The organism is Glutamicibacter sp. NPDC127525 (assembly GCF_042672105.1).
In the GTDB taxonomy this organism is placed as follows: domain Bacteria; phylum Actinomycetota; class Actinomycetes; order Actinomycetales; family Micrococcaceae; genus Glutamicibacter.
The window spans coordinates 62401-88194 of the sequence record NZ_JBHXVN010000008.1 but is presented as its reverse complement, the minus strand read 5'-3'; the positions used below and the strand labels follow the sequence as shown (position 1 = coordinate 88194).

General features: G+C 63.3%; 24 protein-coding genes and 1 tRNA gene. 17 read left to right on the top strand and 8 right to left on the bottom strand.

From position 1 onward, the window contains the following. Positions 1–120: 120 nt before the first annotated feature. The 3 genes from ACFVHU_RS16385 to ACFVHU_RS16375 all read left to right on the top strand — a co-directional run bounded on the left by ACFVHU_RS16385 (position 121) and on the right by ACFVHU_RS16375 (position 2529). Positions 121–954: a metal ABC transporter ATP-binding protein gene (locus ACFVHU_RS16385; protein WP_388025376.1), complete on the top strand. Its 834-nt coding sequence runs from the start codon at positions 121–123 to the stop codon at positions 952–954. A 9-nt stretch (positions 955–963) separates the two neighbouring features. Continuing rightward, the gene (locus tag ACFVHU_RS16380) at positions 964–1821 is read left to right on the top strand and encodes a metal ABC transporter permease (RefSeq protein WP_388025374.1); all 858 of its coding nucleotides are present in this window, start codon (positions 964–966) and stop codon (positions 1819–1821) included. A 78-nt stretch (positions 1822–1899) separates the two neighbouring features. Further along, positions 1900–2529, top strand: a complete 630-nt coding sequence (locus ACFVHU_RS16375; protein ID WP_388025372.1) for a maleylpyruvate isomerase family mycothiol-dependent enzyme — start codon at positions 1900–1902, stop codon at positions 2527–2529. Positions 2530–2574: 45 nt separating this feature from the next. Here ACFVHU_RS16375 and ACFVHU_RS16370 read toward each other — a convergent pair whose 3' ends face one another. Both ACFVHU_RS16370 and ACFVHU_RS16365 read right to left on the bottom strand, forming a co-directional pair. Next, positions 2575–4035 carry an HNH endonuclease gene (locus ACFVHU_RS16370; protein WP_388025371.1) on the bottom strand — a complete coding sequence of 487 codons (1461 nt, stop codon included), beginning with the start codon at positions 4033–4035 and terminating at the stop codon, positions 2575–2577. 114 nt (positions 4036–4149) lie between these two features. Then, a complete protein-coding gene (locus ACFVHU_RS16365; RefSeq protein ID WP_105658386.1) occupies positions 4150–4575 on the bottom strand; it encodes a Fur family transcriptional regulator in 426 nt (141 codons plus the stop codon). A gap of 152 nt (positions 4576–4727) precedes the next feature. Here ACFVHU_RS16365 and ACFVHU_RS16360 point away from each other — a divergent pair, with 152 nt between their 5' ends. Genes ACFVHU_RS16360 through ACFVHU_RS16345 form a run of 4 tightly spaced genes read left to right on the top strand, consistent with a single transcriptional unit; the run spans position 4728 to position 7107 of the window. After that, entirely contained in the window at positions 4728–5432 is a 705-nt protein-coding gene (locus ACFVHU_RS16360; protein WP_133834478.1) for an MBL fold metallo-hydrolase, read from the top strand. Continuing rightward, entirely contained in the window at positions 5429–6265 is an 837-nt protein-coding gene (locus ACFVHU_RS16355) for a sulfurtransferase (RefSeq protein WP_388025369.1), read from the top strand. The genes ACFVHU_RS16360 and ACFVHU_RS16355 overlap by 4 nt, the downstream gene beginning before the upstream one ends. A 29-nt stretch (positions 6266–6294) precedes the next feature. Next, entirely contained in the window at positions 6295–6723 is a 429-nt protein-coding gene (locus ACFVHU_RS16350; protein ID WP_105662573.1) for an HIT family protein, read from the top strand. A gap of 3 nt (positions 6724–6726) precedes the next feature. Continuing rightward, on the top strand, positions 6727–7107 hold the full coding sequence (locus ACFVHU_RS16345; protein WP_105662574.1) for a hypothetical protein: 381 nt from the start codon (positions 6727–6729) through the stop codon (positions 7105–7107). On the opposite strand, the gene ACFVHU_RS16340 is transcribed toward ACFVHU_RS16345, so the two are convergent. Beyond that, entirely contained in the window at positions 7104–7538 is a 435-nt protein-coding gene (locus ACFVHU_RS16340; RefSeq protein WP_105658391.1) for an Lrp/AsnC family transcriptional regulator, read from the bottom strand. The two genes, ACFVHU_RS16345 and ACFVHU_RS16340, sit on opposite strands and share 4 nt — an antisense overlap. A gap of 81 nt (positions 7539–7619) precedes the next feature. Here ACFVHU_RS16340 and ACFVHU_RS16335 point away from each other — a divergent pair, with 81 nt between their 5' ends. Then, the gene (locus ACFVHU_RS16335; RefSeq protein WP_388025366.1) at positions 7620–8396 is read left to right on the top strand and encodes an AzlC family ABC transporter permease; all 777 of its coding nucleotides are present in this window, start codon (positions 7620–7622) and stop codon (positions 8394–8396) included. Between the two features lie 44 nt (positions 8397–8440). Then, positions 8441–8704: an AzlD domain-containing protein gene (locus tag ACFVHU_RS16330; RefSeq protein ID WP_388025422.1), complete on the top strand. Its 264-nt coding sequence runs from the start codon at positions 8441–8443 to the stop codon at positions 8702–8704. On the opposite strand, the gene hrpA is transcribed toward ACFVHU_RS16330, so the two are convergent. Beyond that, positions 8699–12658: an ATP-dependent RNA helicase HrpA gene (gene hrpA, locus ACFVHU_RS16325; protein WP_388025365.1), complete on the bottom strand. Its 3960-nt coding sequence runs from the start codon at positions 12656–12658 to the stop codon at positions 8699–8701. The two genes, ACFVHU_RS16330 and hrpA, sit on opposite strands and share 6 nt — an antisense overlap. 398 nt (positions 12659–13056) lie before the next feature. Between hrpA and ACFVHU_RS16320 the strand changes: the two genes are divergently transcribed. From ACFVHU_RS16320 to ACFVHU_RS16310, 3 genes are all read left to right on the top strand, one after another. Beyond that, positions 13057–14052: an ABC transporter substrate-binding protein gene (locus ACFVHU_RS16320; protein ID WP_105658395.1), complete on the top strand. Its 996-nt coding sequence runs from the start codon at positions 13057–13059 to the stop codon at positions 14050–14052. Between the two features lie 99 nt (positions 14053–14151). Then, positions 14152–15069 carry an ABC transporter permease gene (locus ACFVHU_RS16315; protein ID WP_105658396.1) on the top strand — a complete coding sequence of 306 codons (918 nt, stop codon included), beginning with the start codon at positions 14152–14154 and terminating at the stop codon, positions 15067–15069. Continuing rightward, positions 15062–15853 (top strand): ABC transporter ATP-binding protein, encoded by a 792-nt coding sequence (locus ACFVHU_RS16310; RefSeq protein WP_133834474.1) that lies wholly within the window; start codon positions 15062–15064, stop codon positions 15851–15853. The genes ACFVHU_RS16315 and ACFVHU_RS16310 overlap by 8 nt, the downstream gene beginning before the upstream one ends. A 262-nt stretch (positions 15854–16115) precedes the next feature. Here ACFVHU_RS16310 and ACFVHU_RS16305 read toward each other — a convergent pair whose 3' ends face one another. From ACFVHU_RS16305 to ACFVHU_RS16290, 4 genes are all read right to left on the bottom strand, one after another. Then, complete coding sequence (locus ACFVHU_RS16305) at positions 16116–16241, bottom strand: hypothetical protein (protein ID WP_388025363.1); 126 nt, start codon at positions 16239–16241, stop codon at positions 16116–16118. An 826-nt stretch (positions 16242–17067) separates the two neighbouring features. Beyond that, complete coding sequence (locus ACFVHU_RS16300) at positions 17068–17550, bottom strand: hypothetical protein (RefSeq protein WP_133834473.1); 483 nt, start codon at positions 17548–17550, stop codon at positions 17068–17070. Between the two features lie 276 nt (positions 17551–17826). After that, positions 17827–18663, bottom strand: a complete 837-nt coding sequence (locus ACFVHU_RS16295) for an SDR family NAD(P)-dependent oxidoreductase (protein ID WP_332487232.1) — start codon at positions 18661–18663, stop codon at positions 17827–17829. Between the two features lie 182 nt (positions 18664–18845). Beyond that, positions 18846–18921, bottom strand: a tRNA-Arg gene (locus ACFVHU_RS16290). 166 nt (positions 18922–19087) lie between these two features. Here ACFVHU_RS16290 and argS point away from each other — a divergent pair. The 5 genes from argS (at position 19088) to thrB (ending at position 25611) form a co-directional block, all read left to right on the top strand. Further along, positions 19088–20731: an arginine--tRNA ligase gene (gene argS, locus ACFVHU_RS16285; protein ID WP_388025361.1), complete on the top strand. Its 1644-nt coding sequence runs from the start codon at positions 19088–19090 to the stop codon at positions 20729–20731. Positions 20732–20737: 6 nt separating this feature from the next. Continuing rightward, positions 20738–22159, top strand: coding sequence for a diaminopimelate decarboxylase (lysA, locus tag ACFVHU_RS16280; protein ID WP_105662580.1), 1422 nt, complete (start codon positions 20738–20740; stop codon positions 22157–22159). Further along, a complete protein-coding gene (locus ACFVHU_RS16275; RefSeq protein ID WP_388025358.1) occupies positions 22160–23446 on the top strand; it encodes a homoserine dehydrogenase in 1287 nt (428 codons plus the stop codon). Position 23447: 1 nt separating this feature from the next. Continuing rightward, on the top strand, positions 23448–24548 hold the full coding sequence (thrC, locus tag ACFVHU_RS16270) for a threonine synthase (RefSeq protein ID WP_388025357.1): 1101 nt from the start codon (positions 23448–23450) through the stop codon (positions 24546–24548). Between the two features lie 130 nt (positions 24549–24678). Further along, positions 24679–25611, top strand: coding sequence for a homoserine kinase (gene thrB / locus ACFVHU_RS16265; protein ID WP_388025356.1), 933 nt, complete (start codon positions 24679–24681; stop codon positions 25609–25611). The last annotated feature ends 183 nt before the right edge of the window (positions 25612–25794 follow it).

The window sequence follows — 25794 nt, the reverse complement described above, 5'->3', positions numbered from 1 at the left end:
CCCCTGAGTGCATATTGCGAATGACTCGCAACTGATACGATTGACTGCGGCACCCATTGCGGGTGCCGCAGTTTTTCGTTGCCGGCCCATCCTCAGCCAGCGCAATCCAGAAAGCAGTCAATGACAGAGACCCCCATCGTCAGGTTTGAAGACGCGCGCCTTGCCTATGGCTTCCGCGTGCTCTGGGATGAACTCAACCTATCCATAGCGGCGGGGGAGTTCCTTGCAGTTCTAGGGCCCAACGGCTCGGGCAAGACCAGCTTCATCAACACGATGCTCGGCACCACCGCGCTCAATCGAGGCAGGGTCTCGATCGCCGGGGAGGCCGTGCGCCGGGGGTCGGCTGCCGTGGGGTTGATCCCGCAGCAGCGCCCCTTCGGGGACAACGTTCCCCTGCGCGCTCGCGACCTGGTCGCACTGGGACTGGATGGAACCCGGCCCGGGATTCGCGTGGCCCGCAGGGCCGTGCGCAACAAGGTCGACGAACTGCTGGAACTGGTCGGCGCTACCGCCTACGCCAACCGTGCGGTGTCCGACCTTTCCGGAGGCGAGCAGCAGCGCCTGCGCGCAGCGCAGGCTTTGGCCAGCGATCCCCGGGTCCTGCTATGCGACGAGCCGCTGCTCTCCCTGGACCTCAATCACCAGCAGGCGATCAGCGAAGTGATTCACCGCCAGGCCGCAGAGCGCGGCAGCGCGGTAGTCTTCGTGACGCACGAGATAAACCCGATCCTGCCCTATGTCGACCGCGTCTTGTACCTGGCCGAAGGTCGCTTCCATCTGGGCAGCGTGGATGAAGTCATGCAGTCTGCGGTGCTCACCGAACTTTACGGTGCTCCGGTCGAGGTGCTGCGGGTCAATGGCCGCATCGTGGTGGTCTCGGGCGATGGCAATCGGGCATTGCCGGCCGATGGGCACGACCACGTTGAAGAAATCGATCTAGAGACCGGAAAGTAGGAGCAGGACATGGACTTTTCGGATCTCATCGAGAAGGCGTTCAACTTCCAGGATTACGGACTGCTGCTTCCGCTGGTGACCAATTCCCTGATTGCCGGTGCAGTCCTGGGCGTGGTTGGCGGTCTGATCGGCATCTTCATCATGATGCGGGACATGGCTTTCGCCGTGCACGGCATCGCTGAGCTGTCCTTTGCGGGGGCGGCCTTCGCCTTGCTCATCGGCGCCGACGTGGTGACTGGCTCGGTGTTCGGGTCCATGATCGCGGCGCTGATCCTTGGCATTCTCGGAACCCGGGCGAGGGATCGGAATTCCATCACCGGCGTGCTGATGCCTTTCGGCCTTGGCCTGGGCATCTTGTTCCTGTCACTGTATGAGGGGCGAAGCGCCAATAAGTTTGGCCTGCTGACCGGCCAGATCGTGGCCGTGGATGACGTGCAATTGACAGGAATGCTGGTCCTTTCGGCGTTGGTAGTGATCGCGCTGCTGGTTATTTGGCGTCCGCTGACCTTCGCTTCGGTGGACCCGGTGGTTGCCAATGCCCGGGGCGTGCGCACTGCTGGCCTGTCCATCGTCTTCATGATGATCCTGGCGCTGGCTGTAGCGGTGACGATTCAAGTGGTCGGTGCCTTGCTGGTGCTGGCGCTGCTGATCACGCCCGCCGCAGCCGCCATGCGCGTGAGCTCCAATCCGGTCATCACCGTCGTGCTCTCCATCGTGTTCGCGGAACTGGCTGTCGTGGGCGGCATCCTTCTTGCCCTGGCTGGTTCCTTGCCGATCAGTCCATATGTGACCACGATTTCGTTCGTGATCTATGTGGTCTGCCGCGGAATCGAAGCGGTGCGTTCCCCTCGCCGCCACCAAGTCTAGGAGCTGCATTCGGCCAGCGCGCCCCCGCTGGTTCCGGGCCCGGTTGACTAGCAAGCAGCCGAACCTCCAAGCTGGAGCATGAGCAAAATTCCAGCCAGTGAGATCTGGCCATTGGTGCATGCCGAACGCCTGGCCCTGATCGACGATCTGGGAACTTTGGATCCGGATCAGTGGGAAGTTCCCTCCCTGTGCGATGCGTGGAGCGTCCATGACGTGGCTGCTCATTTGGCAGATAACGCGCGTGCGACTTTCTTCCGCCTGCTTGCCGGGATGGCCAAGGCCGGATTCAGCTTGGACCGCCAGAACGACAATGGCGTGGCCGCCGAGAAGGCCGCGACTCCCGATGGGACATTGCGCAGGCTCGTCGAGGTCGCGGCTTTGCGGGCCACTCCACCGGTTCCGCTTGCCAGCAGGTTGGTGGAGGAAATCGCCCATGGGGAAGACATCCGTCGTGCCGTGGGCCTGAAACGGGACTATCCTGCAGAATCCCTGGAGCCAGCAATCAAATACCAGGCAGCGACCCCGCAGGGTGTCGGGGGTGCCAAGGAATTAGCGAGCAGGGTCCAGCTGTGCAGCGAAGACGAAGACTTCCGGCTGGGCATCGGCCCGCAGATCGCAGGACCGCGCCTTGAACTGCTGATGCTGGTTTCAGGCCGAGGCAAGCACGCTGTGGGCCTGACGGGTCCGGGGCTGGCCCTCGTGCGGTAAATTGCAGAATAGGGAGGGGCCGCGCGGCAGAACGCGCGCCGCTGCCTAGGTTTCAGTAGTTCCTGGTCCGTCGGGCCTGGTGAGCCGTTCCTTGAAATCAGCGAACCATTTCGAGTCGCGCATTAGTTGCGGGAATGGCTTGTGCATGATTCCAGTTGCCGGTGGCGCAGTGGATCGATAGGACATCGCCGAGCCCGGACAGATCATCATCGAGTGCCGATCGCGGAAAGCGGTGTACTCGTACCAGCCGTCGGCCTGCTTTGCCTTGTTGCAGGTCGCGCAACGGCCCGAGGCGTTGGCCACGGTCGTCTTGCCGCCACGTGCATACTGGAGCACGTGGTCTGTTTCTTCGACCAGCCCGTCGCAGAAGGGCGTTCGGCAATGCCGATCGCGAATCCCGATGAACCTCTTGAGCTTATCCGGGAAGATCCGGGCTTTGGAATCCATCGCGATCAGTTCCTGGTCCCCGGGAGCGGTGTAGAGACGAGTTATCTCCGTCATCACTTCGATCCGCTCAATATTCTCGGGGGTGAGTTCGGCTTCCATTTCCGCGAAGGTCAGCTCGTTGGGAATCTGGTGGCCGCCAATGAGTTCCCGCGCAGTCTGCGCGGGGATGAAGCCGTAGCCTTCCAAGTGGGCCGGTTCGCGATCACCCATGAACAGCGCTCTATCGGTCATGACCAGTCCGAGCTGGACGTTGATCTTCTGCTCATTGTTTTCATCGAAGAACATGTAGCGGGCCAGCAGATCGGCCTGGATCTGGGAGCGGGTGCGGGCATCGCCCTTGCGCTTGATCCTGCATGACTGGTTTCGCAGCGTCATCTGCAATCCGGTTCCGCCAACGATAGGCAGACGGGCCTGGAGGAAGACGCACCCTGCTTCCCGATCGGTGCGGAAGCGAACGTAGCGTTGCTGGTTGGCTTCCTTCAGCTTCTTGTCTTCCCGGTCCGATGCGTACTTGATCGTGAAGCTGGTGACCGTCTCCTTGATGCGCTTGGGGCCCATGGATTCGAACATGTCTGGATTCTGCCCGTAGATCGCATCGAACTCGGTGCGGCGCAATGGCCGGACTTCCTGCAGCGGGGTGAGCATTGCATTGATCTGCGCTTCGGTGAATTCACCACGGGAGAATGCGGCAGCGATATTCGGGGTGTCCTCGAAGAGGATGCGGCAATTGGCCAGGTAGTTCCTGGAGCCTCGTTGAGTCTGCTTGCGGGCGATGGCGACGCGGCTGGCCGCTCCGTGGACCTGGTCATCGATGTTGGTGCCGCGCTCTTCATTCTCGCGCAGGACTTCCTTCTCCAACTGGTGAGCCAGGCCGGCTTGCTGATAGCGCAAGGATGAGACCAGTCCTTCGACGGACTCGATAACCCGGGCGCACGCGGCCTTGCCGCCGTGGTCATGGAACCATGACAGGTCGTTCTGCAGCTGGATCAGGTGGGATTCGAAATCCGGCTGATCTGCTGGGCGGGCTAGGCTGTTTCCTTGCGCCTTTGCTTCGAACATAGTACTAGTATACGCCCATTGCTCGAATATGTCTTCGAATGATTCAGCTGTGGATTACCGAATTCTTGGGGCGCCGAACAGTCCGCTGGACCCAGGTCCAGGCAGCGGAAAGGGCTACGAGGCAGCGGGGGCGCCAGCCTTGGCTTTGGCACGGCAGTCGGCGCAGAGGCCGTAGATTTCCACGGTGTGCTCGGGATCGGAGAAGTCGTGCTCCGCGGCAACCCGAGCGGCCCAGCGCTCGACGGAAGGGGCAAGTACCTCGACGGTTTTGGAGCAAACGCGGCAGACCAGATGATGGTGGTGGACCTCGGTGACGCACTGGCGGAAGCGGGCTTCGCCATCTCCGCTGCGCAGCACATCGACCAGGCCATCGTCGGCCATGGACTGCAGCAGGCGGTACACGGTGGCCAGCGAAACCTTTTTCTCCGAATCCTGCAGCCAACGATGCAGCTGCTGGGCGGTGGCGAAATCATCGACCTCGCCCAGTGCCTCGGTGACGGCCAGGCGCTGCTTGGTGACCCGGGTTTCTGGCTGGGACATCGACGTGCACCATTCCTTGAGTTTGTTGCGGACCGGCGATGAGCCAGCGAACTGGGCCAATCACCTGCGGTTTCCCTCAATTTTAGCCAACTTTGCGTTGCAATGCGTGTCTGGCTCTGGCATGGGCGGGGCGCTGAGCCTACGCTAAGGATATGCGCATCAAACTTAGGGGCCATTCCTGCTTGGAAGCGAGCACGATCGACGGCAAGGTCTTGCTGGATCCGGGCGGATTTTCGCAGCTTGACGACGCGTTCGACGGCATCAATGCCGTGCTGGTCACCCATGAGCATGCTGACCATGCCGACCAGCCGGCCATTGCCGCCGCGCTGGAGGCGAATTCCATCCTGGAGCTCTACGCGCCGGCCGCGCTGGCGCAGGCGATGCGCGACCAGCTGCCGCCAGCGGCCCAATCCCAGGTGGTGACGGTGCGAGCCGGGGCCGACTTCATTGTCGGCGGCATTCGCGTACGGACTTTCGGAGGCACCCACGCCACCATCCACCATTCCATTGCAGTGGTTGCCAACGTGGGCTACCTCCTGGGGGACCGCGCGGTAGGCCAGCTGGAGGTCTTCCACCCGGGCGACAGCTACCAGGTGCCGGTGGGGGCGCAGCCGGATGTGCTGCTGCTGCCGGTGATGGCCCCGTGGGGCAAGATGGCCGAGGCTGCCGACTTCGCGGTGGCCGTGGATGCGAAGTGCTGGATGCCGATCCACGACGGGCTGCTCAACGCCGACGGACTGGGGCTTTTCGATCGCCAGCTCGGCGCGATCGCCCAGCGGGCAGGATGCAGCTATGTGCGCTTGGAACCTGGAATCGAACATCATCTCGACGAGTTGCTGGGAGGCACCAACGAATGAACCCCTTGATAAGCGCCGCGCAGCTTCGCGAAATCCTGGACGCCGGGGGCCAGCCGGTGCTGCTCGATGTGCGGTGGGTCCTGGGCCGCGACGACGGGGCGCAGAGCTACGCTGCCGGGCATATCCCCGGCGCGGTGTTCGCTGACCTGGAAAAAGAGCTTTCCGGTGCGCCGGGCGAGCATACCGGCCGCCACCCGCTGCCTTTGCCGGCGGACTTCGAGCAGGCCGCGCGCGGCTGGGGCATCAACGCCCAGAGCCACGTGGTGGCGTACGACAACTCCGGAGCCCTCGCCGCGGCCCGGGCCTGGTGGCTGCTGCGCCATGCCGGATTCGACCGCGTGCAGGTGCTCGACGGCGGGCTCGGGGCCTGGACGGACGCCGGCGGAGAGCTGGCGCTGGGCTACGAGCAGGCCGCCAAGGGCAGCGTTTCGCTGTCGTGGGGCCGGATGCCGGTGGTGGAGTACGAGGAGCTGGACACCTTGCCCGGCACCCTGATCGACTCGCGGGCCACCGCGCGCTACCTGGGCATCGAGGAGCCCATCGACCCGGTGGCCGGGCATATTCCCGGTGCGCTGAACCGTCCCACCACCGACAACCTCGACGCGCAGATGCGTTTCCGGGCGCCGGAGGTGCTGCATTCCAGCTTCGTGACGCTGGGTGCCCACAGGCCGGGATCGGCCGCCTACTGCGGTTCGGGGATCACCGCGGCGCACCAGGTATTGGCCGCGGCAAGTGCCGGGATCCCGCTGGGGCTCTTCCCCGGCAGCTGGTCCGAATACTGCTCCTACCCGGGTGCGCCGGTCGCTACGAGCGACGAGAAGCACCGCCACTAGAATTCAGCCATCGAGCAAGAAAGGCAGCAATGAGTACGCTGTTCACCAAGATCATCAACGGGCAGATCCCGGGCCGCTTCGTGTGGGAGGACGAAACCTGCGTGGCGTTCTTGTCCATCGGGCCGCTCTCCGACGGGCACGCACTGGTGGTTCCGCGCGAGGAAATCGACGAGTTCACCGATGCCTCCGACGAGCTGGTTGCGCACCTGACCCTGGTCGCGGCCAAGATCGGGCGCACCCAGAAGCGCGTGTTCTCCGCGCAGCGCGCGGGCCTGATGATCGCCGGATTCGAGGTGCCGCACCTGCATGTGCATGTCTGGCCGACCAACTCGCTGGCGGACTTCGACCTGTCCAATGCGGCCGATAACCCGGATCCGGTGGCCATGGACAAGAACGCGCAAGCGCTTCGCGCGGGCCTGCGCGAAGATGGCCACGGGGAATTCGTGCCCGAGGCCTAGCCGGTGCAATTCATCCGCTACCAGGGCACCGAGCCCAATCACCGCGGCGTGCACCTGGGGATTTTCGCGCTGGCCAATTCCCTGGGCCACGGCGGGAAGCTGAGCGCCGCCGAACACGCCATCTGGCGTGCGGGCAACGACTGGTACGACGCTGCCTATCCGAACCCGAGCCGCACCCATCGGGCAATCTACGATCATGCGATCAACCCCGGGGCCGTGGCGTGGTTCAAGGGCAGCGCGCAGCACCTGCTGGAGCGCGTCGAGCCGTATTTGCGGTTGCTCGACGCGCACCGGATCGGCTGGGAGAAGCTGGAAAGCAGTGCTCCGGGCACCATCATCTACGAAGATGACGTGCAGGTGATCGCCACGCCCGCAGTGCCCTAGCCCTTCACCCGGCGCATGGTCATGTGGGAGGTGACGCGGCGGACCGCCGGCAGCGCGGTCAGCTTGGGAATCAGGTCCCGGTCGTAGGCCTCGGCATCGGCCACCTGGATGCGCAGGAAGTAGTCGGGCTGGCCGTAGAGGCGGCGTATTTCGGTAACGCCGGCAACGGTGTCCACCGCCTTCTCGAATTCGTCGAGGCTGTGCTCGTTGTTCATTTCGACGTCAATGGCCACGGTAACCTCGAAGCCCCTGCCATAGGCCTTGGGATTGACGATCGCCTTGTAGCCATGGATGATTCCCTCGGCCTCCAGGCGCTGGACGCGGCGCAGGCAGGGAGCGGGGGTCAGGCCCACCCTGCGCGAGAGCTCGAGGTTGCTGATGCGGCCGTCATTTTCCAGTTCGGCAATAATTGCGCGGTCAAGATCATCCATGCATCTATTATTGCCGATCCAACCCGTCGGTTGGCTAGAATTGGCAACCATATTTGGCTTGGAATTTCCTAATATTGCTTCATGAGCGAAAAACTGGCAATTAAAGGTTCCCGGCCTTTGTCCGACGAGGGCCGATGGCAGCAGATCAGGCTGGGCGCGAAAAATGTGCTTCCCGCCAGTCTGGCGGTCATGCCATTGGGCCTGGCCCTGGGCGTGCTGCTGGTGCGCTCGGGATTGCCCTGGTGGTCAGCTCCCTTGCTTGCCGGGCTGGTGTTCGCCGGTTCCCTGGAATTCCTCTTGATCGGGCTGCTTGCCGCCGTGGCGCCGCTGTCCCATATCGCCCTGACCACGCTGGTAGTCAATTTCCGCCACGTATTCTATGCGATCTCTTTCCCGCTGCACCGGGTCAAGGGCCAGGGGGCGAAGTTCTACAGCATGTTTGCGCTGACCGATGAGGCCTATGCGCTGACCCTGCAGGCCGAGCGGAAGGACTATTCCTCGACGCGGATCCTGGCCATCCAGAGCCTGTTCCATGCAAGCTGGACCACCAGCGTGCTGGGCGGATCGCTGCTGAGCGCAATGATCCCCGAATCCATCAGGGGTCTGGAATTCGCGGTGACCGCATTGTTTGCCGTGCTGGCGATCGAAGCGTTCAAGGCCTACCGCAGTGTGTCGCTGTCCATGCTGGCGCTGATCAGCGCCGTGGCGGCCAGCTGGATCGCACCGCAGAGCATGATGGTGGTAGCCATGGCGATTTTCCTGGCCGGACTTGCGGCGGCCTACCTGCTGCGACGGCGCACCGGCACCGCTCAGCAGGCCGGCGGGCAGCAGGCGGGAGAAGCAGCCGATGCCCGATAGCCTCTACCTCTTCTCGGCCATCGCGTTGAGCACCGACCTTCGGGCTGCGTGCCTTGCCCTTCGCCTTCATCGCCAAATTGCGCAGCAACGCGTTCATCAACTACCTGGCGCTGCGCATGCCCTTGGGAATCATGGTGGTGCTGGTTGCTTCCACGGTGCCTGCCGGCATTGCGGATCCGGCCGTGGCGTGGCCGGTGGCCACCGCCCTGGCGGCCACCGTGGTGCTGCACCTGCTCAAGTCCAATGCGGTGCTCAGCGTGCTGGGCGGTACCGCCGTCTACGTTGGGATCCTCAGCTGGCCGCTATAGCTGCGCCAGCGAATCCTTGATCGCCTTGCGGATGCGCTTTTCGCTGACCGAATAGGCGGTGCCCAGCTCTTGGGCGAACAGCGAAATGCGCATTTCCTCCAGCATCCACTTCACCTGGGCCAAGTCCGCCGGCACCCGGGCTCCGGGCGGAACCCGATCCAGGGCGGTATCGTATTCGTCTTCCAGCTTCTGGATCACGACCAGGGCCTGGGAATCACGGGTGACCGCACCTGCGCGCAGCTTCTCCAAGCGCATCTCGAGGCCCTGCACATAGCGCGGCAGGCGCATCAGGTTCGCTGCCCCGGTGGCCGCGATGAAGCCCGGATAGATCAGCTGCTCGAGCTGGGAGCGGATATCGGTGACTGCCGCGAACATCGCCAGGGAGTTGGTGCTCTTCAGATCCTTGTTGATCCGGGTCGAGGAGCCGAAGACCTTCGCCACGATCGCGGTAATCGTGAAGACCGTGTCGATCTGCTCGGCGCGCACCGTCTCGAACAGCGCCTCGAATTCGGCGCGGTTCATCGGCAGCTTCTCGGGCACCAGCTGGTCTACCGCGGCCATGGTGCAATCGGCAATCAGCTTCTCGATGGACCCGTGCGGGTTCTGCGTGAACACCAGCTTCTCAGCGTTCTTCAGGTGCGAAATCACGAACTTCCCGGCAGGCGGCAAGCGCAGCATCAGCAACCGGATGACACCGGTGCGGTGCGCCGCATCGCGCTCGGCCTGGGTGCGGAAAACACTCAGGTCGACCTTTTCGCCGGTGTCCATCAGCCCCGGATAGGCGGTGATCTGCTGGCCCATCACCGTGGTGGTGACCTTGGCAGGCAGCGTATCGCCCAGGGTTTCGCCTGATGATTCCAGCTGCGGCCAATGATCCAGCGACTTCTGGTCCCAGGCGCCGGTGGCCGCCGCTGCGGTGGCCGCGGCGCCCTTCTTCTTGGACTGCGCCTTCGACGCGGCCGCAGGCCTGCCAGGCACCCCCGGCTTGCCGGTGGCGACACCGGGGGAGTTGACCCCGCTGGCCAGCGCGGCGCGGTTGGCCGCGGCGAACTTGTACTGCAAGGCGGCCAGGTCATCGCCGCTGCCCAGCGCCTTCCCCGAAGCATCGGTGACGGTGAAGCCGAAGCGCAGGTGCGCGGGCAGCGTGGAGAAATCGAACACCGAAGGCTCGACGACCATGCCGCGCAGCCGGCGCAGCACCAGCGCCAGGGAATCGGCCAGGTCATCGGCCGCCGGATCGAAGTCCGCCTCCAGCATGGCCAGCGCCTTGGCCGCCACATCCGGGGCGGGCACGAAGTTCTTGCGGATGGCCTTGGGCATCGAACGGATCAGCGCGGTGAGCAGCTCGTGGCGCAACCCCGGAATCAGCCAGGCGAAGCGCGCGGGATCCAGCTGGTTCAAGAACACCACCGGGACCGTGAGCGACACGCCATCGCCTTCTCCTGGGGCGGCCGCCGGGTTGTACTCGTAGGACAGCGGCAAGTGGATGCTGCCCAGCTGCCAGGTGGTGGGGAACGCGGCCTCGTCAACCGCATCGGACTCGGCCAGCAGCGCCTCGGGGTCGAAGTCCAGCAGCGAGGGATCGGTGGCGCGGGCCTTCTTCCACCAGCGGTCGAAGTGGCGCTCCGAGTAGACCTCGGCGCCCACCCGGGCATCGTAGAAGGCGAACAGGTCTTCATCGGAAATGCGCAGGTCATGGCGGCGCATGCGGGTTTCGAGCTCTTCGACTTCTTCGAGCAGCGCCCGGTTCTTGGCGAAGAACTTATGGTGGGTGCGCCAATCGCCCTCCACCAGCGCGTGGCGGATGAACAGCTCGCGAGCCAGGTCCTTATCCACCCGCCAGTAGTGGAACTGGCGGCGCGGGATGATCGGCAGGCCGAAAAGCGTGACCTTCTCGTAGCCCATGACCGAACCGGTGCGCTTGGACCAGTGCGGCTCGGAGTGGGTGCGCTTGAGCAGGTGCGGAGCCAGCTCTTCCACCCATTCGGGGGAGATGGCCGCGTTGGTGCGGGCCCACAGCCGCGAGGTTTCCACCAGCTCGGCGGACATCACCCAGGTCGGGGACTTCTTGAACAGGCCCGAGCCGGGGAAGATCGCAAAACGGGTGCCGCGCGCGCCCAGGTAGTCGCGCTTGCGCTCATCGTAGAGCCCGATGTGCCCCAGCAGGCCCGACAGCAGCGACTTGTGCACCTGGTCCTCATTGGCCGCCGGGTCGATCGGGGCGGCCGCCATGGTGATGCCCAGCGGCTTGGCCAGCTGGCGCAGCTGGGTGAACAGGTCCTGCCACTCGCGCACGCGCAGGTAGTTGATGAACTCGTTCTTGCACAGCCGGCGGAAAGCGGAGGAGGACAGGTCCTTCTGCTGCTCCTGCAGGTAGGCCCACAAATTCAGCAATGCAATGAAGTCGGACTTGTCATCGGCGAAGCGCTTATGCAGCTCCACCGCACGATCACGCTGCCCGGTCTCCTCGCTGGGACGCTCGCGCGGGTCCTGGATGCTCAGCCCGGCAGCCAGCACCATCACTTCCTTGGCGACCCCGCGCTGTGCGGACTCGACGATCATCCGGCCCAGGCGCACATCCAGCGGCAGCACCGCCAGCGCCCTGCCGGTTTCGGTCAGCTTCGCGGCCTTGTCCTGCTCCAGCGCACCGAGCTCGCGCAGCAGGTTCACGCCATCGGTGATGGCCTTGGCTTCGGGCGGCTGGACGAACGGGAAGCTGGCAACCTCGGCGGCCGAAGCGACCACGCCCATGGAGATCATCTGCAGGATCACGCTGGCCAGGTTGGTGCGCAGGATTTCCGGGTCGGTGAATTCGGGACGCGCCTCGTAGTCGGGCTCCGAGTACAAGCGGATGGCGATGCCCTCCGACACGCGGCCGCAACGTCCCGAACGCTGGTTGGCGCTGGCCTGGGAGACGCGCTCGATGGGCAGGCGCTGCACCTTGGTGCGGTGCGAGTAGCGCGAAATGCGGGCGGTGCCGGTATCGATCACGTACTTGATGCCCGGCACCGTCAGCGAGGTCTCGGCGACGTTGGTGGCCAGGATGATGCGCGGGGCGCCACCGGGGTGGAAGACCCGGTGCTGCTCGGCCAGCGACAGCCGGGCGAACAGCGGGAGCACCTCATAGCGCGGCAGGCGCTTATTGGCGGTGACCATGGCGCGCAAGGCTTCGGCCGCGTCGCGGATTTCGCGCTCGCCGGAGAAGAAGATCAGGATGTCCCCGGGCGCTTCGCCGCTCAGTTCCTTGACCGCGTCGGTGACCGCATCCAGTGGGTCGCGTTCTTCCTCCAGCGTGTTCTCCGCGGCCTCGTCCGCGTCGACATCGAGCTCGGCCTGCAGCGGGCGGTAGCGCAATTCGACGGGGAAGGTGCGCCCGGAAACCTCCAGGATCGGGGCAGGCTCGACGCCGCCGCCGGGCAGCGGCTTGCCGAAGTGCTCGGCGAAGCGCTGCGGGTCGATGGTGGCGGAGGTGATGATGATCTTCAGCTCGGGGCGCTTGGGCATGATCTGCTTGAGGTAGCCCAGCAGGAAATCGATGTTCAGGCTGCGCTCGTGGGCCTCGTCGATGATGATCGCCGAGTATTTCTTGAGCAGCTTGTCGCGCTTGATCTCGGCTAGCAGGATGCCGTCGGTCATCACCTTCAGCTTGGTCTTGCGCGAAACCTCGCCGGTGAAGCGCACGTGGAAGCCGACTTCCTCGCCGATTTCGGTGCCCATTTCCTCGGCGATGCGCTCGGCCACGGTGCGCGCGGCCAGGCGGCGCGGCTGGGTGTGCCCGATCATGCCCTTCTCGGCCAGGCCGAGCTCGATGAGCATCTTGGGAAGCTGGGTGGTCTTGCCCGAACCGGTTTCGCCGGCGATTACCACGACCTGGTTTTCGCGGACCGCGGCGAGGATGTCCTCGCGGCGGGCTGAAACGGGAAGGGCTTCGGGATACGTAATGCTGAGCGCCATGATGTTCCCATTCTATTCGCGCCACGCATTTTCGTGGTGGCCGCCGGGCCGAAGCCCGATTCGGGGCAGGAAATGTGCTCCCGGACGCATTGCTCCATGAGTCAAATTTTCAGATTGTCCAAGCAATTGTCGACAAGTTCGGGCCGGTAAATACAAAACTTCCAGATTCTGCTTCCCAGCGGAGCATTTGTGTCCACAAGAATCCGTATCAAGATGCAAACGTCTAGGAATCGACCTTGATTGTAGGCAAGGTGAGGTCGTTCACATGTAAGATCGGGGGTAATCATCGATGTGATGCCTGGACGGTTCCCGCATGCTGCGCACCAGTTGCGCTTCATAACCAGGCTTCCGCGCTATCGGTGGGAATCACTCGCAAGGGAACTTTGAAAGGAACTTCAATGAAGAGCTTCACCGCCATGAAATTCGCTGCCATCGCAGCAGCTGGCGCACTGGCCCTGACCGCCTGCGGCGGCAGTGGCGAGCAGGGCACCGCGGAGGGCGGCGACGAGGCCGTCAAGATCGGCATCTCCCAGTTCGTCTCGCACCCTTCGCTGGACGCAGTGGTCACCGGCTTCAAGGCAGGCATGGAAGAAGCCGGCTACACCGGCGAGAAGATCAGCTACGACGAGAACAACGCCGAAACCGATCAGGCTACCAACACCTCGATTGCCGGCAAGCTCGCCGCTGATTCGGATATCGACCTGGTGCTGGCAATTGCTACCCCATCGGCCCAGGCTGCGGCGCAGGCGATTACCAAGGTTCCGGTGCTCTTCTCCGCTGTGACCGACCCGGTTGATGCCAAGCTGGTCGCCTCCAATGAAGCTCCGGGCGCGAATGTCACCGGCACGTCGGACATGAACCCGGTCGACGAGCAGCTGCAGTTGCTCAAGGACCTGGTGCCCGATGCCAAGAAGGTCGGCATTGTCTACTCCTCGGGTGAAGCCAACTCCGCAGTGCAGGTGAAGATGGCCAAGGAAGCAGCCAAGGGCCTGGGTCTGACCATTGAAGAAGCCGCAGTCTCGGCGTCCAGCGAAGTACAGCAGGCCGCCAGCTCGCTGGATGTCGACGCGTACTACGTTCCGACTGACAACGCTGTCGTTTCCGCCCTGGAAGGCCTGCTGCAGGTTGCCGAGAAGAACGGCGTGCCGGTCATTTCGGCTGACGGCGAGTCCGTCAAGCGCGGCGCTACCGCAACCTACGGCATCAACTACGAGAAGCTGGGCGCGCAGACCGCTGCCATGGCCGTGAAGCTGCTCAAGGGCGAGGCCGAGCCGGCAACCCTGCCGGTGGAGACCATCTCCGAGGTCGATCTCTACCTGAATGAAGATGCCGCCAAGAAGGCAGGCATCGAATTCACCGACGAGATGAAGTCCGAAGCCGTAGAGGTCTACTAAGCCCCGGCAACAACTTACCGACGCAAGGCGAGGCGCATAACCTGGTGCCTCGCCTTTCGTCGTGATTACCTGCAAAACTTACAACTCAAGGATCCACACATGATCACAGCGGTTGAACTCGGCCTGATTTACGCCATCATGGCGCTCGGGGTGTACCTGACCTTCCGTATCCTGGACTTTCCCGACCTGACTGTCGACGGCAGCTTCACCACCGGTGCCGCCGTCGCCTCGGTGGGCATCGTGAACGGGATGAATCCCTGGCTGGCCACCGTGCTGGCCTTCTTCGCCGGCATGGTTGCCGGTGTCATTACCGGCCTGCTGCATACCAAGGGCAAGATCGACGGCCTGCTCGCCGGCATCCTGACCATGATCGCGCTGTACTCGATCAACCTGCGCATCATGGGCAAGGCCAACACCCCCTTGCTGGGGGAGGAGACCCTGATCAGCCCGATGCGCGTCTCGGGCCTGCTCGGCTCCTGGGCGTCGGTGGCCATCCTCTTTGCCGTCTGCCTGGTCTTCGTGGCAGCGATCGTCTGGTTCCTGCACACCGAGCTGGGCATGGCCATGCGGGCCACCGGCGACAACCAGGAAATGATCCGTTCCTTCGGCGTGAGCACCGACAACCAGAAGATCCTGGGCCTGGCGCTGTCCAACGGCCTGGTGGCGCTGTCCGGAGCGGTCATCGCCCAGTACCAGGGCTTCGCCGATATCGGCATGGGCATCGGCCTGATCCTGATCGGCCTGGCCTCGGTCATCGTCGGCCAGGCGATCTTCACCCAGCGCTACATCTGGCTGGCCGCCATCGCGGTGGTCTTCGGCGCAGTGATCTACCGCCTGGTGATCCAGATGGCCCTGTCGGCAGGCCTGGAGGTCAACGACATGAAGCTGATCTCCGCGGTCCTCGTCGTCGTCGCCCTGCTGCTGCCGAAGTGGAAGGGCTTCCAGAAGATCATCAAGAACTTCAAGCGCACCCCAGCAGCAGTTGAAACCAAGGAAGAGGTTCGCACCAATGCTTGAAATCAAGAACCTGTCGCGCACGTTCTTCCCGGGAACTGTCAACGAGCGCAAGGCGCTGCGCAACATCAACCTGAACCTGTCCGACGGTGAATTCGTCACCGTCATCGGCTCCAACGGCGCCGGCAAGTCCACCGTGCTGAATATGGTTGCAGGCAAGCTGCAGCCCGATGCCGGTTCGGTGTCCATCGCGGGGAAGAACGTCACCAGGATGGCGGACTACACCCGCGCCAAGTACATCGGCCGGGTATTCCAGGACCCGATGGCCGGCACTGCGCCGACCATGTCCATCGAGGAGAACATGGCTCTGGCCTACGCCCGCGGCCGTTTCCGCGGCCTGGGCCTGGGCGTAGGCTCCAAGCGGCGCGAGCTGTTCGTCGAGGAACTCAAGAGCCTGGAACTCGGTTTGGAAGGCCGCTTGAAGACCAAGGTGGGCCTGCTCTCGGGCGGCCAGCGCCAGGCGCTGAGCTTGCTGATGGCCACCTTCTCCAAGCCCAAGATCCTGCTGCTCGATGAGCACACCGCGGCCCTGGATCCGCAGCGTGCCGCGCTGGTCTCGCGCCTGACCAAGGAAATTGTCGAACGCCACCAGCTGACCACGTTGATGGTGACGCACAATATGGAACAGGCGTTGCAGCTGGGCACCCGGCTGATCATGATGCACGACGGGCAGATCATCCTGGACCTGGACCAGGAAGAGAAGTCCAAGATGACCGTCAAGGGCCTGCTGGAGGAATTCAGCAAGATCAAGGGCGCACAGCTCGATGACAAGACCATGCTGCAGTAGCAGCTGGCCAGTATCCGTGCAGGCTCCGCACCCGATGGGTGCGGGGCCTGTCGGGTTTAAGTCAGCGGTTTGCGCAGGCGGTGCTCGACGCGTCCCGAGCTCCGGTCGATGACTTGCTGTCCTGTCCATTGGTACCCGCAACGGCGATAGAGCCCCCTCGGCACGTGCATCGCCGGCGATCAGCAGACTGGAGATGGCTGGGGCAGTGACCAGCAGGATGGATCAGTTCTACACCTGTCGGCCTGCCTGCGCTGTCAAGATCCTAGTTCACGAGGTACGGCATAGTGGAAGACTCGATTTCTGCCGTTTCAACTGCTGGTTCATGAGAGAGCGCGACATGCGCGGCCGCAGCTCTGGCATCGTAGGTGGCATTAATGGGTTTACTCATGCAGCTGATCTTCGATACTCAATATGAATTTGAGAAATATTCATGCAGTTAAAGATGCATTGCTATAAACCTGCCTAGGATTAACACCTTCTGCGAAACGAATGGTGGACTATTGAGAACCCGTAGCGCGTACATAGCTGCAGCGACAGGAGTCGTCGGTCTGGCTCTCATCACTGGATTGCTGTCGGGTTGCTCTTTGACTGGGAAATACTCCGATGAAACCTGCGATGGCCGCAAACCCGTCAGCTCGTTAGAGCAGGCGGGCACGGAATTGGTAGTTGCTGCGTATGCTGGCGATCGCACTGGAGTTTGCCGGGTTACTTCGCCATTTCCAGGAGGAAACCTGGATGACGAGTTGGTCAGCCAGACTCGGCAGATTCTAGAGAACCACGGCATTACACCTGAAAATGTGTCGGTCGTGGTTGGAGAGCAGTTTGGAAGCGCAGTATCCGTTCACCTGACTGACGGTAACCAGTATGCTCGGCACTCACTGTGGGTCGGTGGCCATAGTATCCGTGAGGAAGGATTCACTATAGGGCTACCGGAGGAACTGTATCCTGCTGCGCCCGAGCATCCGGCATCCCAGTCATCCACGGTTGATCCCTAAGCTTTGCAATTCTAGTGATTCAGGATTCTTGGCATCCGGGTATCTCGTAAGCGCGATACAAAGCGAAATTTTCCCGGCTATTGCTCTAAGTGGAGCTTTGGTTGCCTCTCGGCAATGCCGGTTAGGCTTTCGCCGAATCATTAGCGCGGACAGTCAGCTGCCGCGCGATGTCTTTAGGCTTTTCGCCTAGTGTCCAAATGAAACATCGGAAACGCCTGTTTATTCTTCATTCGTGGCATAAACAGTGACCCAGACTCCCACCGGCTCTTTGAATTCGAGCTGTACCTCATTGGTGTTGATTTGATGTGCCGGGGTAGAAAGACTCGTATATATTTCTGAATTCGAATCGCAACCACTCGCACCGGTTTTTGATCCACCTAGCAGGATAATCTCCCAAGGGGACGTTGCATCACATGAAATTATGAAGCCAACTGAATCAAATCCTCCGGGAAGATCCCCGAGGCGCAGAGTGGTCGAGCCCACGGAATGAGTTTCATTGAGAATCTGGAAGGAGTCTTCGCTCTGGGCGAGGAATTCGGCATGCTTCTTTAGGGGATCTGGCGATTCCGAGGTGCTGGCCGACGTATCTGACGAAGGAATCTCTCCAAGCGCTGTCTCAGGGGAAGTCGAAGGGCTGCATGAAGACAGTGCCAAAGCAATCACAGAAGCAAGTGAAATGATTCCAAAGAGGCGTTTCGTCATGTGTCAAGATTATCTTTTAGCGGGATAAAATCAAGAGTTCATGAGAGTACTTCGATTTCCCGCGTTTTCGCTCGGGTAGTTTGCCGAGGAACTCTTGAATGGCAGCGATGCGAATTCAGTGTCGAGTGGATGGGGTATCGCTCTTTCCATCAAGCGGTGGGCAGTTAGCGGCCGCGGGCAATTTGATGCGGGTATCGCCATCTCGGATTGGTGACGAGCCCGGTCCATGCCGGCAGTAGTTCCCGAATAGGCCGGTCGGGTCGACTCCGAGATCCCCTATGTGCAGTTCTGGATTTGAAGCAAGGTCGCCGAGCGGTCCCAGAGTTGCTTCGCTAGTACCTCATCATGGATCAGCGGGTTGACCTTCGACGCGATCTTTCCCGACTCGTAGTAGGCGCCCGGTTCGAATTGCACGCCAGGCTTCGCCTCCGCAAGCCAGACGAGCTGGTCGGCACCCTTGGTCGAGTCGACCGTGAAGAAGCGCCTAAGCGGACCGTGGTAAAGGAACTTCAATAACCCCTTGGAGTCCGAGGCGAAACTGGTGCCAACGATTCCGGGGTGGAACGCCACGGCGTTAATCCCGGAACCGCCAAAGCGCCGCTGTAATTCCGAGGTGAACAGAATGTTCGCCAACTTTGCATTGCCGTAGGCGGCCCTCGGTGAGTAGCTGTTTTCGCCCTGTAGGTCCGCAATGTCGAATTTGGCCATGAGACGCGCAGCCATGCTGGCGGTCTGAATGACCGTGGCACCCGAATCGATTAGTCGTTGCAACAACAGATTCGTGAGCAGGAAGGGCGCTAGATGATTGACTTGGAAAGTCTTTTCGAATCCATCCACGGTCAGTTCGCGCTCTGCCTTGATCCCGCCGGCATTATTAGCCAGCACATCAATTCGGGGATACTTCTGGAGCAACTGCGTGGCCAGGCCGCGTACCTGTGCGAGCTGGCTGAAGTCTGCCACGAAATAGCTGGCGCCTAGCTCATGGGCGATGGCCTGGGTTTTGGTTTGCGACCGACCGACAACGACAATCTGGTGCCCCTGTCGTGACAGTTCTCGGGCCGATGCGGCCCCGATCCCGTCGCTGGCTCCGGTAATGAGAATGGTTTTTTTCATGGTGCCCTTAAGCGCTTGTCGGTTTATCCGAGTTTAGGGCCTAGCCGAAGCTAAAGGTTGTGGCGACGGGGAAGCTGCCAGAAAATGCTGGCAGGAGAAGATTCGTGGCCTCGCGCGAGCAGCGGCGTGAGAAAAAGAGCGAAAAAATAGCAGGCCCTGGTAACCAGGACCTGCAATTTAGGTGGTGCCCCTGAAAGGAATCGAACCTTCGGCCTTCTGCTCCGGAGGCAGACGCTCTATCCACTGAGCTACAGAGGCGTGTTGCTGGGCAACAGGAAAAATACTATCAGGTCGTCACTTGATCTGCGCAATTCCAGCACCTTGGCACGCATGTGTTGCAAAAGTCACCGGGTTGGGCCAGTCTCACAGGCGATGCAAGTCATGAATGCTGAAGAAGCACGGCAATTGCCGGTATTCTTGAACGGTGACTCCTGAAGAACTCTCCGCAGCAATATCCGCATGCCTCACCGAAGCCGTAGCCGCCGGCGAAATCTCCGTCGAGGTGCCAGAGACCGTACGCGTGGACCGCCCGAAAAGCCGTGAACACGGCGACTGGGCGACCAACATCGCGCTGCAGCTGGGCAAGAAGGCCGGCATGGCCCCGCGCGACTTCGCCCAGATCCTGGCCACCCGACTTGCTTCGGTCCCAGGAGTCGGCGCCGTGGACATCGCAGGTCCCGGCTTCCTGAACATCACCCTCGAAGCCGGCGCTGCCGGCGAGCTGGCCCGCACCATCGTCGAGGCGGGTTCCGCCTACGGCAGCAACGAGGCCCTGGCCGGCCACGTGGTCAACATGGAATTCGTTTCCGCGAACCCCACCGGCCCGCTGCACATCGGCCACACCCGCTGGGCCGCGCTGGGAGATGCCATCTCCCGCGTGCTGCGCGCTTCGGGCGCTTCGGTGACCAGCGAGTACTACATCAACGATGCCGGCAACCAGATGAACGTCTTCGCCCGTTCGGTGTACAACCGCATCCACGGCCTGCCAGTGCCAGAGGGCGGCTACCCGGGCGAATACATCAAGGAACTGGGCGACGCCGTCCTGGCCCAAGCCCCGCAGCTGCGCGAGCTGGACGAAGCAGAAGCCATTCCTGGCCTGCGCGACGCCGCCTACAAGGCGCAGCTCGAAGACATCAAGTCCACCCTGGCCGACTTCGGCGTCAGCTTCGACGTGTTCTTCTCCGAAACCACCTTGCATGAGGGCGGTGCGGTGGCTGACGCCGTGGCCCGCCTGCGCGAACAGGGCCACATCTTCGATCTGGAGGGCGCGGTTTGGCTGCGCACCACCGACTTCGGCGATGACAAGGACCGCGTGCTGATCCGCGCCAACGGCGAGCCGACCTACTTCGCCGCCGATGCCGCCTACTACCTGTCCAAGAAGGACCGCGGCTTCGAAGAGAAGATCTACCTGCTGGGCGCCGACCACCACGGCTACGTCAACCGCCTGAAGGCGATCGCCGCCTGCGCGGGAGATGACAAGGACAAGAACATCGAGGTGCTGATCGGCCAGCTGATCTCCGTCAACGGAGCCAAGCTGTCCAAGCGCGCGGGCAACATCATCGAGCTGCGCGATTTGATCAACTGGATCGGCGCCGACGCGCTGCGCTACTCGCTGGCCCGTTTCCCGGCTGATTCGCCGATCGCGCTGGACCCCGAGCAGCTGAAGAAGAACACCAATGACAACCCGGTGTTCTACGTCCAGTACGCCCATGCCCGTTCGTGCGCCGCGGCCCGCAATGCCGCCGCCAAGGGCGTGACCCGTGACGGCTTCGATGCCGCGCTGCTGACCGACCCGACCGAAAACGAGCTGCTGGCCGTGCTCGGCCAGTTCCCGTCGGTGGTTGCCGGTGCCGCGGAATTCCGCGAACCGCACCGCATTGCCCGTTACCTGGAGCAGGTCGCCGGCGCCTACCACTCGTGGTACGCCGCAACCCGCATCACCCCGGTGGGCGAAGGCGAAGCGGTCGCGCCGGTGCACGGCACCCGGCTGTGGCTGAACGACGCCGCCACCACCGTTTTGGCAAATGGATTGGAACTGCTGGGCGTTTCCGCCCCAGAGAGGATGTAAGACCTTATGGCCGTATCGCCGCTAGCCCCGCAATGGCTGCAATTCCCGGAAAACATCAACGCACTTCGACAGATCGAGTGGGCTTCGGGGGTTTCCCGCGAGGCTGGCGGCGAACTGTCCATCCAGGGCCTTCCCGTCTCCCAGCTGGCCGCCGAGTTCGGCACCCCGCTGTTCGTGCTCGATGAGAACGACTTCCGCGCCCGCGCCCGGGGTTTCAAGACCGCCTTCGACGACGCGTTCAGGCAGCTGTGCGGGGGAGTCGACGTCTACTACGCCGGCAAGGCATTCTTGTGCACCGAGGTGGCCCGCTGGGTGACCGACGAGGGCCTGCGCCTGGATACCTGCTCCGGGGGCGAACTGGCCGTGGCCAACGCCGCCAAGGTGCCCGCTGCCAACCTCTCGCTGCACGGGAACAACAAGTCGGCAGCCGAGATCACCCGCGCCATCGAAATGGGCGTCGGGCGCCTGGTCATCGACTCGCTGGACGAGCTTGACCGGGTGATTTCGATCGCCGACGCCATGGGCCAGAGCGCGCAGGTCATGCTGCGCATTACCCCCGGCGTGCACGCCTCCACCCATGAGGCCATCGCCACCGCGCACGAGGACCAGAAGTTCGGGCTGTCCATCCTGGACGATGCCTCCGGCACTTCTCCTGCGCTGCGTGCGGTCGCCCAGGCGATCGAGGCGCAGAACATCAACCTGCTGGGCCTGCACGCCCACATCGGTTCGCAGATCTTCGAGGCCGAGGGCTTCGCAATGGTCGCCCGCACCATGCTCGGCCTGCTGGCCAAGATCCGCTCGATCCATGGTGTTTCCCTGCCCGAGCTGGATCTGGGCGGCGGCTACGGCATTGCCTACACCTCCGAGGACCACCCCTCCACCCCGGCCAAGCTGGCCGGGCAGATGGCCGAAGTGGTCTCGGCGACCTGCGCCGAACTCGAGCTGGAATGCCCGCGCATTTCCATCGAGCCGGGCCGCGCCATCGCCGGCCCGAGCACCTTCACCCTCTACGAGGCCGGCGTGCGCAAGGACGTCCAGGTGGAAGACGGCTCAGGGGCGCTGCACCCGCGCCGCTACCTTTCAGTGGACGGCGGGATGAGCGACAACCCGCGCCCGGTGCTCTACGACGCGCAATATACCGCCGTGCTGGCTAGCCGTATGACGCAAAACGACGCAATTATTTCTCGTGTAGTTGGGAAACATTGCGAGTCAGGTGACATAGTCGTGAAGGACGTTTACCTGCCCGATGACGTGGCGGCCGGCGATTTGATCGCCGTTCCGGCCACCGGCGCCTACTGCTGGGCGCTGTCGAGCAACTACAACTACCTCACCCGCCCCGCGGTGGTAGCGGTACGCGATGGCCAAGCCCGCCTGATCGTGCGCAGGGAAACCGAAACAGACTTGTTGGCCCGTGACATGGGAGTTTAATTGAGCGGCGAAAAGAACCTGAAGGTAGCCCTGCTGGGTTGCGGCACGGTCGGAGCCCAGGTGGCCCGGATCCTGCTGGAAGATGCAAACGAACTGGCTGCCCGCTCGGGCGCCGGCCTGCAGCTGATCGGCATTGCCGTGCGCAACCCGGATGCCAAGCGCGATGCAGTGCTGCCCCAGGAGCTTTTCACCACCGACGCCCACGGGCTGATCGCCCAGGCCGATGTGGTCATCGAACTGCTCGGCGGCATGGAGCCGGCCGGCGAATACATCGCCGCCGCCCTTGCCAAGGGTGCCAGCGTCATCACCGGCAACAAGGCGCTGATTGCGCTCAAGGGCGCCGAACTGAACGCGATCGCTGCCGGCAACGGCGCCCAGCTGCGCTATGAGGCCGCGGTGGCCGGGGCCATCCCGATCCTGCGCCCGATTGCGGACTCGCTGGCCGGGGACCACATCACCAAGGTGATGGGCATCGTCAACGGCACCACCAACTTCATCCTCGACGCCATGGACACCACCGGTGCCGCGTTCGACGACGTGCTGGCCGAAGCCCAGGCGCTGGGCTATGCGGAAGCCGATCCAACCGCCGACGTGGGCGGGCACGATGCCGCCGCGAAGGCCGCGATCCTGGCCTCGCTGGCCTTCCACACCACCGTGTCCTCGGACCAGGTCTGGACCCAGGGCATCACCGAAGTCAGCGCCGCCGATGTCGCGGCCGCGGCCGCCGCCGGCTACGTGATCAAGCTGCTGGCCATCGCCGAGCAGGCCGAAGCCGGGATTTCGGTGCGCGTCTACCCGGCGCTGGTGCGCCGCAACCACCCGCTGGCTACCGTGCATGGCGCGTTCAACGCCGTGTTCGTCGAAGCGCAGAACGCCGGCGACCTGATGTTCTACGGGGCTGGAGCCGGTGGCAACCCGACCGCGTCGGCGGTCATGGGCGACGTCGTTGCCGTGGCCCGCCAGATCGCTGCCGGAGCCCCGCTGCCCAACGGCTCGGTTAACCAGGCGCCACGGATGCTGGACTTCGAGGCCATCGACACCCGCTACTGGATTGGCCTGTCGGTCAAGGACCAGTCCGGCGTGCTGGCCGCCATCGCCACCGTCTTCGGCGAGCACGGGGTCTCCATCGAGTCGATGAGCCAGCAGGTGGACGCCGAAGCCGGCGCGCAGCTGCGCATCCTGACCCACCAGGGCACCGAAGCGGCCCTGGCCAGCACCGTCGAGGCGCTGACCGCGCTGGACGCGGTGCACTCTGTTCTATCCGTTATGCGAGTTGAAGGAAACTAACGTGGCTCACCAGTGGCGCGGAGTGATCCGCGAATATGCCGATCGCCTGCCAGTAGACGAAAACACCAAGGTCATCACCCTGGGCGAGGGCGGCACCCCGCTGGTCTACGCCCCGGCGCTGTCGGCGCAGACCGGCAACGAGGTGTACCTGAAGGTCGAGGGCATGAACCCGACCGGTTCCTTCAAGGACCGCGGCATGACCATGGCGATGACCGCCGCGGTGGCTGCCGGCGCCAAGGCCGTGGTGTGCGCCTCCACCGGCAACACCTCCGCTTCGGCCGCCGCCTACGCTACCCAGGCAGGGCTGAAGTGCGCGGTGCTGGTGCCCGATGGCAAGATCTCCATGGGCAAGATGTCCCAGGCGATCGCCCACGGTGCGGACATCATCCAGATCGACGGCAACTTCGACAACTGCCTGGAAGTTGCGCGCAAGCTCAGCGAGAACTACCCGGTGTTCCTGGTGAATTCGGTGAACCCGGCCCGCATCCAGGGCCAGAAGACCGGCGCCTTCGAGGTCGTCGACTTCCTGGGCGACGCCCCGGATTACCACCTGCTGCCGGTAGGCAACGCGGGCAACATCACCGCGTACTGGAAGGGCTACAAGGAGTATTCCTCCAAGTGGACCAATGAAGCGGGCAAGGTGCTGGAGCCGGTGTCCACCAAGACCCCGGTCATGTGGGGCTTCCAGGCCGCCGGGGCCGCCCCGATCGTGGCCGGCCACCCGATCACCGAACCGGATACCATCGCCACCGCCATCCGCATCGGCAATCCGGCATCCTGGGAACAGGCCGAAGCCGCCCGCGACGAGTCCGGCGGGCAGATCGACTCGGTCACCGACGAGCAGATCCTCGAAGCCCACCGCTGGCTTTCCAGCCGCGAAGGCGTCTTCGTGGAGCCAGCTTCGGCAGCCGGCGTGGCCGGCCTGCTCAAGCACCACGCCGCCGGCACTGCGCCGACCGGCAAGAAGATCGTGATCACCGTGACCGGCCACGGCCTGAAGGACCCGGACTGGGCCCTGAAGCAGGCCGACGGCTCGGAAGTTGCGCCGAAGAAGGTGGCCTTCGACGTGGTCGAGGTCGCCGGCGCGCTGGGCCTGGCCTAGCAGCTTTTCGCCGGCCAGCCGCCGGCAGCACGACGGCCCGCCGCGTCATTGGCTCTCCCGGACCGGGGGAGCCAAGCGCGGCGGGCCGTTGCGCACCTGATACCTATCGCACCGAATTCTTGAAGGAACCATGACGCAGCAGATCGCCCTAGGCCAGAAGTTGATCGTTTCCCCGCCGGCCACCTCAGCCAACCTCGGTCCTGGCTTCGATTCGCTGGGCCTGGCCCTGGAATACCGCGACCGCCTCGAAGTGCGCACCGCGCAGTCCAGCAGTGTCGAGATTTTCGGCGATGGGGCGCAGCAGCTGCCACGCGATGAGTCGCATCTGATCATCAAGGAAATGCACCGCTACTGGAAAGACGCCGGTTTTGAACCGGTAGGCGTCCAGCTGGTGGCGCATAACAACATCCCGCACGCGCGCGGCATGGGATCCTCGGCCGCGGCGATTGTCGCAGCCTACGCCGCCGCCGATGCGCTGCTTCCGGCCCAAGCCCGTGGCGGGACCGAGCGGATCTTCCAGTCGGCTGCAGCGTGGGAAGGGCACCCGGACAATGTGGCTCCGGCGGTCTTTGGCGGGCTGAGCATCTCTGCCACCGATGCCGCCGGCAGCTTCAGCTCGGTGCAGGTGCCCCTGCACCCGGACCTGCGCGCAGTGCTGGCGATCCCGTCCAACGGCTTGTCCACCGAGGTCGCGCGCGGCGCGCTGCCTGCACGGGTCGACCACGCGGTAGCCGCGGCGAACAGCGCGAGCGCCGCGCTGCTGATCCATGCGCTGAGCAACGATCCGCGCCAGCTGCTGGGCGGCACCAAGGACTACCTGCACCAGGACTATCGCGCCGCGGCCATGCCCGAAAGCGCGGCGCTGATTGCCAAGCTGCGCGGTGCAGGCCTGGCCGCAGTGGTTTCCGGTGCCGGACCGACCGTGTTGACCCTGGTGGCCAGCGATGAACAGGTCGCTGCCGTGCAAGCGGCCATCGATGAATTCTCTGCAGGATCTCCAGTGTCTTGGCGTGCTGAAGTTCCCAAGCTGGCCGCCAACGGTGTTACAGTAGAAGTGCTGTAACACCATGGCAGGCCGGATAGCTGGGCAGTAGCCCGGTCCGAATCCTTTGTGGCCAGTGTTGATGCGGATAAATTCGGTTCTCGAACCCCATTTCATCCGTCCAGCCGTCCCGGATCTTCCTGCAGTTCGCAGCAACTTTGATATCCCGCATTCAGGTACGTCTTCGTGCCTAGGAGATGTCAG

Coding starts and splice junctions, on each gene's coding strand:
- ACFVHU_RS16385 (WP_388025376.1), top strand. CDS start 121: ATGACAGAGACCCCCATCGTCAGGTTTGAAGACGCGCGCCTTGCCTAT.
- ACFVHU_RS16380 (WP_388025374.1), top strand. CDS start 964: ATGGACTTTTCGGATCTCATCGAGAAGGCGTTCAACTTCCAGGATTAC.
- ACFVHU_RS16375 (WP_388025372.1), top strand. CDS start 1,900: ATGAGCAAAATTCCAGCCAGTGAGATCTGGCCATTGGTGCATGCCGAA.
- ACFVHU_RS16370 (WP_388025371.1), bottom strand. CDS start 4,035: ATGTTCGAAGCAAAGGCGCAAGGAAACAGCCTAGCCCGCCCAGCAGAT.
- ACFVHU_RS16365 (WP_105658386.1), bottom strand. CDS start 4,575: ATGTCCCAGCCAGAAACCCGGGTCACCAAGCAGCGCCTGGCCGTCACC.
- ACFVHU_RS16360 (WP_133834478.1), top strand. CDS start 4,728: ATGCGCATCAAACTTAGGGGCCATTCCTGCTTGGAAGCGAGCACGATC.
- ACFVHU_RS16355 (WP_388025369.1), top strand. CDS start 5,429: ATGAACCCCTTGATAAGCGCCGCGCAGCTTCGCGAAATCCTGGACGCC.
- ACFVHU_RS16350 (WP_105662573.1), top strand. CDS start 6,295: ATGAGTACGCTGTTCACCAAGATCATCAACGGGCAGATCCCGGGCCGC.
- ACFVHU_RS16340 (WP_105658391.1), bottom strand. CDS start 7,538: ATGGATGATCTTGACCGCGCAATTATTGCCGAACTGGAAAATGACGGC.
- ACFVHU_RS16335 (WP_388025366.1), top strand. CDS start 7,620: ATGAGCGAAAAACTGGCAATTAAAGGTTCCCGGCCTTTGTCCGACGAG.
- hrpA (WP_388025365.1), bottom strand. CDS start 12,658: ATGGCGCTCAGCATTACGTATCCCGAAGCCCTTCCCGTTTCAGCCCGC.
- ACFVHU_RS16320 (WP_105658395.1), top strand. CDS start 13,057: ATGAAGAGCTTCACCGCCATGAAATTCGCTGCCATCGCAGCAGCTGGC.
- ACFVHU_RS16315 (WP_105658396.1), top strand. CDS start 14,152: ATGATCACAGCGGTTGAACTCGGCCTGATTTACGCCATCATGGCGCTC.
- ACFVHU_RS16310 (WP_133834474.1), top strand. CDS start 15,062: ATGCTTGAAATCAAGAACCTGTCGCGCACGTTCTTCCCGGGAACTGTC.
- ACFVHU_RS16305 (WP_388025363.1), bottom strand. CDS start 16,241: ATGAGTAAACCCATTAATGCCACCTACGATGCCAGAGCTGCGGCCGCG.
- ACFVHU_RS16300 (WP_133834473.1), bottom strand. CDS start 17,550: ATGACGAAACGCCTCTTTGGAATCATTTCACTTGCTTCTGTGATTGCT.
- ACFVHU_RS16295 (WP_332487232.1), bottom strand. CDS start 18,663: ATGAAAAAAACCATTCTCATTACCGGAGCCAGCGACGGGATCGGGGCC.
- lysA (WP_105662580.1), top strand. CDS start 20,738: ATGGCCGTATCGCCGCTAGCCCCGCAATGGCTGCAATTCCCGGAAAAC.
- thrB (WP_388025356.1), top strand. CDS start 24,679: ATGACGCAGCAGATCGCCCTAGGCCAGAAGTTGATCGTTTCCCCGCCG.